The sequence below is a fragment of the Nocardiopsis sp. LDBS0036 genome, from assembly GCF_041228755.1.
GTDB lineage: Bacteria > Actinomycetota > Actinomycetes > Streptosporangiales > Streptosporangiaceae > Nocardiopsis > Nocardiopsis dassonvillei.
On record NZ_CP141103.1, the window covers coordinates 1,088,158 to 1,099,686 of the forward strand.

Annotated in this window: 9 protein-coding genes; 8 read left to right on the forward strand and 1 reads right to left on the reverse strand. The window is 75.5% G+C overall.

Annotated elements, in window-relative coordinates; genetic code table 11:
• The first annotated feature begins 13 nt into the window (after positions 1–13).
• From UIS43_RS04565 to UIS43_RS04600, 8 genes are all read left to right on the forward strand, one after another.
• Positions 14–706 (forward strand): sirohydrochlorin chelatase, encoded by a 693-nt coding sequence (locus UIS43_RS04565; protein WP_117199473.1) that lies wholly within the window; start codon positions 14–16, stop codon positions 704–706.
• A gap of 215 nt (positions 707–921) precedes the next feature.
• Positions 922–2,076, forward strand: coding sequence for a protein phosphatase (locus UIS43_RS04570; protein WP_370012554.1), 1,155 nt, complete (start codon positions 922–924; stop codon positions 2,074–2,076).
• A 245-nt stretch (positions 2,077–2,321) separates the two neighbouring features.
• The gene (locus UIS43_RS04575) at positions 2,322–3,041 is read left to right on the forward strand and encodes a septal ring lytic transglycosylase RlpA family protein (RefSeq protein WP_013153210.1); all 720 of its coding nucleotides are present in this window, start codon (positions 2,322–2,324) and stop codon (positions 3,039–3,041) included.
• Between the two features lie 220 nt (positions 3,042–3,261).
• Complete coding sequence (locus UIS43_RS04580; protein ID WP_370012555.1) at positions 3,262–6,858, forward strand: TM0106 family RecB-like putative nuclease; 3,597 nt, start codon at positions 3,262–3,264, stop codon at positions 6,856–6,858.
• A gap of 391 nt (positions 6,859–7,249) precedes the next feature.
• A complete protein-coding gene (locus UIS43_RS04585) occupies positions 7,250–7,570 on the forward strand; it encodes a hypothetical protein (RefSeq protein ID WP_041553134.1) in 321 nt (106 codons plus the stop codon).
• A gap of 56 nt (positions 7,571–7,626) precedes the next feature.
• The gene (locus UIS43_RS04590; RefSeq protein WP_013153213.1) at positions 7,627–8,124 is read left to right on the forward strand and encodes a hypothetical protein; all 498 of its coding nucleotides are present in this window, start codon (positions 7,627–7,629) and stop codon (positions 8,122–8,124) included.
• Positions 8,125–8,202: 78 nt separating this feature from the next.
• Positions 8,203–9,444 (forward strand): site-specific integrase, encoded by a 1,242-nt coding sequence (locus UIS43_RS04595; protein WP_370012559.1) that lies wholly within the window; start codon positions 8,203–8,205, stop codon positions 9,442–9,444.
• A 133-nt stretch (positions 9,445–9,577) separates the two neighbouring features.
• Positions 9,578–10,972: a hypothetical protein gene (locus tag UIS43_RS04600; RefSeq protein ID WP_358452969.1), complete on the forward strand. Its 1,395-nt coding sequence runs from the start codon at positions 9,578–9,580 to the stop codon at positions 10,970–10,972.
• 31 nt (positions 10,973–11,003) lie between these two features.
• On the opposite strand, the gene UIS43_RS04605 is transcribed toward UIS43_RS04600, so the two are convergent.
• Positions 11,004–11,528, reverse strand: a complete 525-nt coding sequence (locus UIS43_RS04605; protein ID WP_370012562.1) for a hypothetical protein — start codon at positions 11,526–11,528, stop codon at positions 11,004–11,006.
• Between the last annotated feature and the right edge of the window lies 1 nt (position 11,529).

Here is an 11,529-nt window from a genome sequence, read left to right on the forward strand (position 1 = left end):
TCCGCGCCACGCGATGCACCGACACCCCACCCTGCTGCTGGCCGTCCACGGCACCCGCGACCCCCACGGCACCGCCGTGGCCCACTCCCTGGCCCTGCGCGTGGCCGAGGTGACGGGCCGACCCACCCGCCTGGCCTTCGCCGACGTGCTCGCGCCCAGCGTCGGCGAGGTCGCCGCCCGCACCCCGGGACCGCTGGTGGTCGTGCCCGCGTTCCTGGCCTCGGGCTACCACGTGCGCACCGACATCCCCCACCAGCTCGCCCGCGCCGGACGCGCCGACGCCGTCATCACCCCCGCCCTGGGCGATCACCCCGCGGTCCTGGACACCGCCGTGCGCCGCCTGGTCGGAGCCGGGTACCGGCCCGGGGACGCCGTCGTGCTGGCCTGCGCCGGGACCTCCGACCCCTTCGCGGGCGCCGAGCTGGAGCAGGCGGCCCGGCGCATGTCCCAGCGCCTGGGCACCCCCGTGGAGCTGGGGTTCATCGCCACAGGCGAACCCACCGTCGCCGAACGGGTGGTCCGCCTGCGCGAGCGGGGGCACCGCAGGGTGGCCGTGGCCAGCTGGCTGCTGGCACCGGGGCTCTTCCACGACCGCCTGGCCGGGGCGGGCGCGGACGTGGTGGCGCGCCCGCTGTGCCCGGACCCGGCCCTGGCCCACGCCGTGGCCGCGCGCTACCGCCAGGCCGCCATCGCCCAGCCCGTCTGAACCGGGGGCAGGCCACCGGGGCGGGGGAGCGGTACCCACCGGGTCGAGCACCGGTCCGGTGGGGGGAGGGACCCGCCGCACGGCACCGGCCCGCCCCGCCGCGCCCTGCCCGGGCATGGCCACAACCGGCCGCCGGGTGCGCGGGGCCGGCGGCCGGGGAAGACCACCCGTGGGCTCCCCGCCCATCCCGGTCCGCACCGCCCCCGAGGACAGCCATGCCCGCAGTACCCGCGCCCCTGCTCGACTTCCACGACCCCGCCAGCGACCGGGCCGTCGGCGCCCTGTTCGGCGCCCCGACCGCCGCCGCCCTGGTCGGCACCCCACCCTCCCTGGCCGCGCACGCCACCGGACCCGGCACCGCCCACGCCCGCCTGGTCCGCGCCGCGCTCACCGACCTGACCGGACCCGACCAGCCGCCCCGGCCCCCCGGGGACCCCGTCGAGCACGCCTGGGCCGCGGCGCTGCGCACCGCCGCCCGCACCGGCGCCCTGCCCTCCTTCGCCCCCGCCCTGGAGCACACCACCGCCGACGACCCCCTGGGCGCCTCCTGGCGTGCGTTGACGCGCACCCGCCGCCCCGCCGAGGACCCCGCCCGCGGCTCCTTCGCCTGCACCCACCTGGTCGAGGCCGTCTGGTCGGCCCACGCCGCCGCCGGGGACCGGGCCGCCCTGCACACCGGAACCCTGGCCGCCGCCCTGTGGGGCGCCTCGGCCCTGCCCCTGCACGCCCTGCGCCGCCTGTCGGAGACCACCGACCCCCACACCCTGACCACCACCGCCCTGACCACCGCCCGCGGCCCCCACCCCACCCTGTGGCCCGAGCACCCCGTCCTGGTCGACGAACCCCGCCGCCTGCCGCCCTTCGCCGTCCCCCACCCCCTGGACCCGGGCGTCCTGCTGGGCAACCTCGACCACCTGCGCGCCCACCCCGAGACCGTGGACGCCGCGGTCTCGCTGTGCCGCACCCACCCCAGCGACGCGCCCCACCTGCCCGCCGCCGACTGGGTGCGGGTGTGGCTGCACGACCGCCGGGGCGCCAACTCCCACCCGCACTTCACCCTGGACGAGGCCGCCGCCGCGGTCGCGGCCCTGCGCGCGGAGGGCAAACGCGTCCTGCTGCACTGCTGGGCGGGCGCCTCGCGCACCCCGGCCGTGGCCACCCGCTACGCCGTCGCCGCCCTGGGCGCCCCCGTCCTGCCCACCCTGGCCGCCATGATCCGCACCGTGGGCGGGCACCTGGACAACCCCAGCCTGTCCACCGCCGTCGCCCGGCTCAGCGGCGTGGACCTGCCCGACCCGGCCGCCACCCTCTTCCCCGAGGGCGTGCCGCCCCGGCGCCCCGAGCTGCCCGAGCCCCACATCACCGGGTGACGAACACCACCGACCCTTCAGGTGACAAGTTCCACAAACCCTCCCTTTCCGGTACCGTTACCCTCGCGTTACCCCTAGGATCTGCGCCCAGAACCCGCGCACCACCCGGCGGCCCGCTCCGGGCACCGCGCCCTCCCGCGCCCCGGGGCGCCGTACCACCCGCGCACCCTGCCACGGCAACCGCGCACCCCACCCCGGAGCACCCGCGCCGCCACGCCCTGTTCCCGTTCGAAGGACTATCCGTCGTGGGCACACACCAGCCCCAGAACCCGCCGGCCGACGAAGAGGCCACCCGCGCCGACGCGCCCGTGGGACCCCGCGTGGCCGCCAAACGCTCCCGCCGCAAGCGCACCCTCATCCTGGCCTCGGCCACCGGGGCCGCGCTCCTGGTGGGCGGCACCGCCGCCGCGGCCGTCATCGCCACCGGCGCCGACCCGGGCAGTGCCACCAACGCCGCGGGCGTCCCCCAGGCAGACCCGGACCCGCTGGTCGCCGACGACGCCACGCCCAACGCCGGGCAGGAGCAGCAGCAGCTCGCCGAGGAGGCCGTCAGCTCCGCCACCCAGCGCTCCAGCACCGACGCCTCCGACATCCTCGAAGAGCCCGAGGAGGAGGAGACCGAGGAGGCCGAGGAACCCGCCGCCGACAGCGGCGGCGACTCCGAGTCCACCGGTCAGGGCGGCACCTGCCAGGCCTCCTACTACGGAGCCGACTTCGCCGGACGCACCACCGCCAACGGTGAGACGTTCGACCCCAACGCCATGACCGCCGCGCACAAGACCCTGCCCTTCGGCACCCAGGTCCAGGTCACCAACCCGAGCAGCGGCGCGTCCGTGACCGTGCGCATCAACGACCGCGGCCCCTACGTGGACGGACGCTGCCTGGACCTGTCCACCGCGGCCTTCGACCAGATCATCGGCACCGGAGCCGGTGTGGGCCAGGTCGACTGGCAGGTCGTGGGGTAACACCCTCCCCACCCGCACGCGTGCGCGCCGCGGCTGCCCCGAACGGGCCGCCGCGGCGCCGCCGCACGCGGCACACCTTCGGCGCCCAGCCCCAAGACGGCCCCGCCGAACCCTCACCGCCCCTCCCACCGCACCCGCCGCGCGTGTGAGCCCCCACACGTCACCGCTTCGTGGCACAATCCCCAGCACCCACACCAACACCACACAGGGGAGCAGGGGCGTGTTCCGCACCACCACCGGTTGGGTCGTCTCACCCACCGACCTCGTCGACACCCTGGAGTGCGACCACCGCAGCGCCCTGAAGACCGCCCTGGCCGCCCGCGTCGAAGGCGCACCCGCCCCCACCGACATCGACCCGCTCGTGGCCCAGCACGGCCTGGCCCACGAACAGGCCGAACTCGAACGCCTCAGCGCCCTGGTCGAGGTCGTCCGCATGCCCGACCCCCGCCCCGAGGACGCCTCCCTGGCCGCGGCCGCCCAGGCCACCGCCGAGGCCATGGCCGCCGGAGTCCCCGTCATCTACCAGGGCAGCTTCCACCACCGCCTCACCGACCCCGACCCCGACGGGCACACGGTGTCCTTCCACGGCCGCGCCGACTTCCTCATCCGCTCCGACCTGGACCCCGCCACCGGCCGCACCCGCACCCCCGCCCCCGCGAACTGGACCTACGAACCCTGGGACACCAAGCTCGCCCGCCGCCCCGGCCCCGGCGCCGTCGTCCAGCTCGCCGCCTACGCCCACGCCGTCAGCGTCGCCACCGGCCACACCCCCCAGCACATGCACCTGCTCACCGGCGACAACCACACCCACACCCTGCCCACCGCCGACTTCACCCCCATCCTGAGCACCGTCACCACCCGCCTGCTCACCCTCCTGGCCAGCGAACCCGCCCTGCCCGCCCCCACCTGGGGCCAGCCCCGCCCCGCCTGCGAGGGCTGCGGCTACCAGGCCTGGTGCTCCCAGGGGCGCACCGCCGCCCGCCACCTGTCCCTGGTCGCCGGACTGCGCACCGACCAGGCCGCCAAACTCACCGACTCCGGACTGGACACCATCGACGCCCTCGCCCGGGCCGACGACGACCAGCGCCCCGCCACCCTGCCCCGCCGCTCCTTCGACCAGCTACGCGCCCAGGCCGCCCTCCAGGTCCGCCAAGACCGCACCCGCACCCCCGACAACCCCCAGGGCACCGTCACCGCCGAGGTCTTCGCCCCCGACGGCCTGGCCAGCCTGCCCGCCCCCAGCCCCGGCGACGTCTTCTTCGACATGGAGGGCTACCCCTACCACTCCCGCGAGGGCGAACGCGGCCTGGAGTACCTCTTCGGCGCCACCACCGAGGACGCCCACGGAGCCGAGACCTTCCACGCCTTCTGGGCCCACGACCGCGCCCAGGAGAAGAAGGCCCTGGAGGACTTCGTCGACTTCGCCACCGCCCGCGTGGACGCCGACCCCGGCGCCCACGTCTACCACTACGCCTCCTACGAGGTGGACCGCCTCAAACACCTGAGCTCGGAGTTCGCCACCCGCGAGGAGGAGGTCAACCGGCTCCTGCGCGAGAACCGCCTGGTGGACCTGTACACCGTCGTGCGCAAGAGCCTGCGCGTGTCCCAGCGCTCCTACTCCATCAAGTACCTCGAACCCCTCTACCTGCCCGCCGCCCGCTCCGGCGGCGTCACCACCGCCACCTCCAGCATCGACGCCTACGCCGCCTACCTGGCCGCCACCGAGGCCGGCGACCACGACCGGGCCGCGCGGGTCCTGGCCGACATCGCCGCCTACAACCGCGACGACTGCCACTCCACCGCGCGCCTGCGCGACTGGCTGGAGGACCACCGCACCCACCAGGGCATCACCGACCGCCCCCTGGTCCAGCTCGAACTCACCGAGGCCGAGGCCGAACGCGCCCGCAAACGCCAGGAGAAGGCCGCCCGCCACGCCGCCCTCACCGAACCCCTGCTCGACCAGGTCCCCGCCCAGGCCCAGGACCGCGAACCCGACCACCACACCCGCGCCCAACTGGCCGCCCTGGTCGGCTACTACCAGCGCGAGAACCTGCCCCCCTGGCGCGAGCACTACCGGCGCACCAGCGCCCCCCTGACCGACCTGGAGTCCGACACCGACTGCGCCGTGCCCTGGCAGGTGCGCGCGGGGGAGTGGATCGAACCCACCGGCCGCCAGCGCAAGTCCCGCCGCGAACTCTCCCTGCGCCTGGACACCGCCCACCCCCACCCCTTCACCTCCGGCCAGGACGTGCACCTGCTCTACCCCGGCGCCCCCGGGCAGCCCGCCACCACCACCCAGGCCAAGGTCGCCGAGGCCGACGCCGACACCCTGGCCATCACCGAGACCTGCGACCCCGACTCCACCTACTCCCGGCCCCCCGTCGCCGTCCTGCCCGGCTCCCCGGTCAACCCCGCCCCCAAGGACGGCGCCCTGGAGACGGTGGCCCGCACCGCCCTGGACACCCTGCCCGCGTGGCCCCACCACCCCGGCCTGGACGTGCTGCGCCGCATCCCGCCGCGCCTGAGCACCCCCGGCCCGCTCCCCGACCCCGCCGACCACGACGGCGACCTCATCCAGGCCACCATCACCGCCGTGGACCGTCTGGAGGGCTCCTACCTCGCCGTGCAGGGCCCGCCCGGCGCGGGCAAGACCTACCTGGCCGCCCAGCTCATCACCCACCTGGCCCGCCAGGGCAGGAGCGTGGGCGTGTGCTCCACCGGCCACAAGGCCGTGGAGAACGTCATGACCGCCGCCCTGCGCGCCGCCGAGGCCGCCGGGGTGGAGGTGGCCGCCGCCAAACGCGCCAAGGGGCGCGGCAAGGACACCGACCAGGACCTGCCCTGGGAACAGCCCTCCAGCCCCCAGGCCCTGGCCAGCTGGCGCGACAAGCACACCGCCCAGGGCCGCCCCGTCCTCATCGGCGGCACCGCCTGGGCCATGTCCAACGCCGCCATGCTCGCCGACCCCCTGGACGTGCTCATCATCGACGAGGCCGGACAGTTCGCCCTGGCCGACACCCTCGCCGTCTCCGCCGCCGCCCGCAACCTCGTCCTGCTGGGCGACCCCCAGCAGCTGCCCCAGGTCGTCCAGGGCACCCACGGTGAGGGCGCCGACGCCTCCGCCCTGCAACACCTCATGGCCGGACGCCAGATCATCGACCCCTCACGCGGCTACTTCCTCGACCAGACCCGCCGCATGCACCCGGCCGTGTGCGCCACCGTCTCCGCCCTGTCCTACCAGGGCCGCCTGCACGCCCACCCCAGCACCGCCGACCGCACCCTGGCCACCCTGGCACCGGGCGTGTACACCCTGCCCACCCCCCACCAGGGCCGCACCACCCACAGCCCCGAGGAGGTCCAGGCGGTGGTGGAGGTGGCCACCCACCTGGTCACCGACAAGGTCACCGACGCCGCCGAGGCGCACCCGCGCCCCCTGACCGGCCACGACATCCTCGTGGTGGCCCCCTACAACCTCCAGGTGCGCGCCCTGCGCCGCGCCCTGGCCCGGGCCGCCGACGACCACCCCGCCCTGGAGGGAGTGCGCGTGGGCACCGTGGACAAGTTCCAGGGCCAGGAGGCCGCCGCCGTCATCTGCTCGATGACCACCTCCAACGCCGCCGAGGCCAGCCGCGGCACCGCCTTCGTCCTGGACCGCAACCGCCTCAACGTGGCCCTGTCGCGCGCCCAGCTGGTCGCCGCCGTGGTCTTCTCACCCGACCTGCTCACCACCGCCCCGCGCAGCATCGACGAACTGCGCCTGCTGTCCTCCTTCACCCGCCTGACCGAGGGCGCCCGCCCCTGGCCCGCCCGGCGCTGACCGCCCCGCCCCACGGTTTCGGAGCTGCCTGAGTCAGTGCTAGCTTGGTGAGCGTCGATTCGGATGAGAACCAAGTCCGAATCGGCCTACCGCCGGGCTGGCGGGAAGTGATGTCTGTGGAGCTGATGTAAGACCGACGGGCGGTGTTCCGCCCTCCGAACAGTTCGGTTCGGCAACCAGCGACGAAGCAGAAAGCTCGACCCGCGAGGGAAGAATCCCCCTGCTTTGGATGGGAGAGAGGTCAAACAGCACCGCACGCGCCCCGGGCCCCACACGCCGGGGGCGGCGCCCTGCGTCTTCTGACGGCAAGAACCACCACCCGCACCCCGGTGCGGGCGTGCCCCCGCCCGCCCTGGACCGCCACCCGTTCTCGAAAGGCACCACGGCCCCCGTGTCTGACCGTCCCTCCGCCCCCGGCAACGGCCGCAACACCCGCCACCCCACCGGCATCCGCGTCGTCATCGCCCTGTTGGCCCTGATGTGCCTGGTGCTGGGGCCGGCCGGCTACCTCCGGGGACTCAGCGCCCAGGCCCACGCCGGCTCCGCGGCCGAGTGGTTCACCCTGGCCTTCGGCGCCGCCGTGGGCATCCCCCTGCTGGCCGCCGCCGTGGCCACCGTCGCCGGGGACCGCAGGGCCGCCCTGTGGTCGCTGGCCCTGCTGGCCTGGCCGGTGGTCTTCGTCGTGGCCATCCACCTGGCCCAGGCGCTGTGAACCCCGCCCTCCCGGCGCGGCCCGGCCCCCGCCCGAACCGGCGGTAGGCTACCCACGTGTCACCCAAGAAACGCAAGCGCCGCAAGGCCCAGCGCCCCGACACCGCCCCGCACCAGCAGGAGAGCGCCCCGGAGCCCGGCCCGCTCCCGCCCACGGCGGGCGTCAGCCGCACCCCGGTGGTCCTCACCGACCCGCCCGACCGCAGACTCACCGCCCTGTGGGCGGTGCTGGCCCTGGTGTGGCTGCTGGGCACCCCGCTGGCCCTGGCCAACCTGCTGTTCGTGTTCATGGACCTGCAGGAATCGGTGATCAACGCCGCCCCCGACGCCCCGGTGCCCCCCGAGAGCCTGGACCCGGTCGGCAACGCCCTGATCTGGGTCCTGGTCCTGGCCCTGGCCGTCCCGGCGGCCTCGGCCGTGGCCGCCCTGGTCCTGCGGCGCAGGATCGCCGCGATCGGGTTCACCGCGGCCCTGCTCGTCTCGGCCCTGCCCCTGCTGTGGGTCATGCCCCCGGCCGAACTCTGGGACGCCCTGACCGCCCACCTGTTCGGCTGACACACCGCCCCGACCGCTCCGCCGCCCCGGGCACCCGCGCCGCCTGCCGCCTTCGCACGGGCCCCTGGGCCATCATGGATGACCGTGAACACACCCCAGCCCACCCCCGACCCCGCGCCCGCCCACGAGATCGCCCTGCCCGGGGCCGTGCGCGCCCGCCTGGAACAGGCCACCCCCAGCGTCCTGGTCGACACCCGCGCCCTGGCCCGCGTCCGCGAGCGCTTCGACACCGAACAGGCCCAGACCCTGGGCCGCTACCTGGCCAGCGCCCAGTCGCCCAACACCCTGCGCGCCTACCGCGCCGACTGGACCTCCTTCACCGCCTGGTGCCTGGCCCAGGAACGCCAGTCCCTGCCCGCCGACCCGGTGGACGTGGCCGTGTACCTGGCCGCCTGCGCCCAGGAGCGCACCCCCGACGACACCGGCTGGGCCCTGGCCCCCTCCAGCATCGAACGGCGCGCCGCCGCCATCGCCGCCGTGCACGGCGCCCACGGCCTGGACTCGCCCACCCGCGCCGAGGTCGTGCGCATGACCCTGCGCGGCATCCGCCGCACCCGCCGGGCCCGCCCGCGCCGCAAGGAACCGGTCATCCTGCCCGTCCTGGAGGCGCTGCTGTCGGTGCGCCCGGGCCCCGAACACCCCCACGGGGTGGCCCGCAGACGCGACACCCTGCTGCTGCTGACCGGGTTCGGCGGGGCCCTGCGCCGCAGCGAACTGGCCGCGCTGACCTTCGACGACCTGACCCTGCACACCGACCCCGCCACCGGTGCCCCCGCCCTGGTGGTGGCACTGGGCGCGACCAAGACCGACCAGGAGGGCCGCCACGGCCAACGGGTCGCCCTGCCCCGGGGGCGGCACCGCCACACCTGCCCGGTGTGCGCCTACGCTGACTGGGCCGCCCTGGTCGAGACCCACCACGCGGGCGGTGAGGAGGCGGTGGCCGCCCTGCTGGAGCGCCCCCGCCCCGAGGGGGCCCTGGCCCATCTGTGCCAGGGCTGGCCGGGCACGGACCTGGCCGACGGCTCCGAGCGCCCCCTGCTGCCCGCCGTGGACCGCCACGGCCACCTCGGGTCGCGCCCGATGTCGGGCCGGGCCGTGGGGGAGCTGGTCAAACGCTACGCCCGCCGCGCCGGGCTGGACCCCGACGACTTCGGCGGGCACTCCCTGAGGGCGGGGTTCGCCACCCAGGCCGCGCTGGGCGGGGCCAGCGACCGCGAGATCATGCGCCAGGGCCGCTGGACCAACCCGCGCACGGTCCACGACTACATCCGCACCGCCAACCCGCTGGAGGACAACGCCGTCACCCGGCTGGGCCTGTGACCCCGCCCTCCTGGGCCCCTTGGGCATCTCAGCTTGCCAACAAACACACCAGTAGTACTCGAAATCACCAGTTAAAGTGCGATCCTTCCCTGATGAGACATTAGGTTGGTTCCGTGAGAAAGGGGACGGGCCCATGGTCGACGAGTTTCGCGCGGCGTTCCAAGAACTGATCGACGCCTCCGTCGCCACCGACCCCCAACACTTCCCCCCGGCCGTCCACAAGGTCTACGTGCTGGCCTCCCAGATCCCCGCCTCCGAACGCGAACTCGCCCTGGAGGCCCTGGCCCCCCTGCTCTCGGGAGACCACGCCGCCCCCGGCATCATCGCCGACCTGTCCGTGGTCGCCGGAGCCCTGGTCGAGATGGGCACCGACCCCGGCCCCACCGGCATCGAGGTCCTGCGCCGCCTGCGCACCATGGGCCGGGGCGCCATCGTCTTCGTCCGCGCCTGGGAACGCACCGGCAACGACGCCCCGCCCGACCCCGACGCCGTCACCGCCGACGCCGAGGCCCGCGTGAGCTCCGACCTGGGCAACGACGCCCCCGGCGCCACCATGTGCTGGTGGACCATCCGCCGCCACGGCCTGGCCGCCAGGACCATGCTCAGCGAGGCCCCCGTGCGCGCCCACATGCGCCGCGACCCCTCCCTGCACGCCGAACTCCTGGCCATCGCCAACCAGCTCGCCGACCTGCTCACCGAGTTCGTCCAGGTCCGCGACCTGCTGCGCATGGCCGAGGCCACCGGCGCCCTGGTCCTGGACCGCGCCTCCCAGCGCGCCTTCCGCGTCCGCTTCGAGGGCATCGGCGACAACGCCCAGCTGCACACCCTGCTCGCCGACGCCCTCATCGGCCCCCGCCGCCAGGGCCTGCCCGGGGACCCGCCCGACCCGCGCTGGGTCGCCGCCTTCCGCGACAGCGCCCCCGACCCCGCCGCCCAGACCGTGCGCGGCTGGTGGAACCTGGTCGCCCACGACGGCACCTGGGTGTGGAACGAGGGCCTGCCCGCCGAGATCCCCACCCTGGAGGGCGAACACCTGCTGGTCCTGGACGAACAGCCCTATCCCCGCTCCTGGAACGCCGCCCGGCGCCACCCCCAGGTACGCGGCTGGCTGGAGGTGGAGGCCGAACTGCCCCCCGAGGAGGCCGCGCTGTGGTGGAAGCGCGTCGCCCCGGCCGAACCGGCCATCCCCACCACCGACGAGGACCAGCACCCGCCGCTACCCGAACCGGTCGTACTCGGCACCGAGGAGGCCGAACCCCTCCGGGTCCGCGGCTTCCTGCCCGAGGAACCCCCCGCACCCGAGCCGGCGGCCCCGCCCGAGCCCCAGAGCGCACCCCGCCCCGAACCCGCCCAACCCCCACGCGCCCCGGCCCGGCCCGCTCCCTCCGAACCCTCCGCGCGTCCGCAGCGGCCCGAACCGCCCCGCGCACCCCGGCCTCCCGCCGAACCCACCGGCGGCAACGGCATCCTGCCGCCCCTGCCGCCCGGGGTGTCCAACAGCTCCGGCTGGGGGCCCGCCTGGCGCTGACCGCCCGCGCCGGACCCCGGACGTCCCTGTCTCAGGCCCGGTGCCGGGGGGTGTGGGGCACCGACTCGGCCGCACCGCGCGTGCCCCGGGGGTCCGGCTCGTCCTCGTACAGGCCCTCGAAGTACTCCTCCTCCTCCTCGGTGGGGCCCTCATCATCCTCACGGCGCCAGCGCTGCCCCACGAACACCGGGGCCACCAGCACCACCACCAAGGGCACGAACACCCCCAACGGCAGCAGCACCAGGGCGCCCTCGGTCCCGGGCAGCTGCGGCAACCGCTCCAGCAGGTACATCCGCCACACCGCCAGGCCGCTCAGCGACCCCACCGCCAGCGCCGCGCCCAGCGGCAGCATCGGCGTCAACCGCGGCGGCACCGCCACCATCGCCACCAACAGCCCCATACCCACCAACCCGGCCACCGCCAGGGGCCCCGAACCCTGCAGGGCGCCCAGACCGACCGCGTGCAGACCGCGCAGGTGGGTGAACGCCCACCCCGCCAGCAGGACCAGCAGCGGACCCAGGATCAGACCGGACAGGAAGCCGACGAAGTGTCGCACG